This is a genomic window from Nonomuraea terrae (assembly GCF_004348995.1).
Taxonomy (GTDB): domain Bacteria; phylum Actinomycetota; class Actinomycetes; order Streptosporangiales; family Streptosporangiaceae; genus Nonomuraea; species Nonomuraea terrae.
On the sequence record NZ_SMKQ01000444.1, the window covers coordinates 1 to 1,280 of the forward strand.

The following is a 1,280-nucleotide window of genomic DNA, read 5'->3' on the forward strand; positions in this document are numbered from 1 at the left end:
GCGCCGGGTTTCGTGGAGACTCGGCTACTTGGTTTCTGCCGCGGTCGCTGCGGCTTGTTGGTGACGGTAGTGGATCGCTTCGTACTCTGCGGGTGGGATGTCGCCGCAGGCGGTGTGCAGCCGGCGATGGTTGTACCAGTCGAGGTACTCCAGCGTGGCCAGCTCGACATCGTCCAGGCCCTTCCACGGCCCGTAGCGGCGGATCAGCTCCGCCTTGAACAACCCGTTGAAGGACTCGGCCAGAGCGTTGTCGTAGGAATCGCCGCGGCTGCCGACGGAGGCGACCGCGCCGGCGTCGGCCAGGCGCTCGGTGTAGCGAATCGATAGATACTGCACTCCGCGGTCGGAATGATGAACCAGCTCCGACAGGTCGGCGCCGGCGTCGTGGCCGCGACGCCAGATGGCCATCTCCAAGGCGTCCAACGCCAGGTCGGTGCGGAGATGGGTGGCGGTCTGCCAGCCCACGACCATCCGGGAGTAGACGTCGATGACGAACGCCGCGTACACCCAGCCCGACCAGGTACGGATATAGGTGAGGTCGGCGACCCACAGCCGGTTCGGTGCCGCAGCGTGGAAGTCACGCTGGACCAGATCCGCCGGCCGCTCGGTCTGGTCGCTGGTGATGGTGGTGCGCCGGGCTGTGCCGCGGACCAGTCCGGCGATGCCCATCTCGCTCATCAGCCGCTGGATGGTGCATCTGGCGACAGGCAGGCCCTCGCGACGGAGTTGGTGGTAGATCTTGCGGGCGCCGTAACAGGAGTAGTTGTCCTGGTAGATACGGGCGATCTCGGTCTTGAGGTGCTCATCGCGCACCGCCCGCACAGAGGGTGGACGGTTACGGGCCGCGTAGTACGTCGAGGGCGCGACCTGCAGAGCGCGGCAGATCGGCGCAACGCCGAATCGATCGCGGTGGGCGTCGATGAAGGCGTTCATCTGGGCGGTCGAGGGTCGAGTTCTCTGGCGAAAAAAGCCGACGCCGCCTTGAGGATCTCGTTGGCCCGGCGCAGCTCGCGGACCTCACGCTCCAACTCGGCGATCCGCTTGGCCTCATCGGTGCTGGTGCCGGGCCGCTGACCGCCGTCGATCTCGGCCTGCCTGACCCAGTTGCGCAGCGATTCGGCTCCGATGCCGAGCTGACGGGCGACGCGGGTGATCACGCCGAACGACTCCCCGGACTGCTCGACGGCTTCCTGCACCATCCGCACTGCCCGTTCCTTCAGCTCCGGTGGATAACGACGCTGGGCGGGGTGCGGGGAAGTGGATCGACCTGACATGGACTC

General features: G+C 66.9%; 1 protein-coding gene and 1 other annotated feature. The gene reads right to left on the reverse strand.

Annotation, left to right across the window (positions count from 1 at the left end; genetic code table 11):
• Window positions 1-24: 24 nt before the first annotated feature.
• Window positions 25-1,274 (reverse strand): IS3 family transposase gene (locus tag E1286_RS47275; RefSeq protein WP_132623964.1). Its coding sequence is split into 2 segments (ribosomal slippage): window positions 25-965 and window positions 965-1,274, totalling 1,251 coding nucleotides; the frame shifts between segments, so codons are not numbered across the junction.
• Window positions 859-972: a sequence feature (AL1L pseudoknot), on the reverse strand. (Overlaps the previous gene by 114 nt.)
• Window positions 1,275-1,280: the final 6 nt, after the last annotated feature.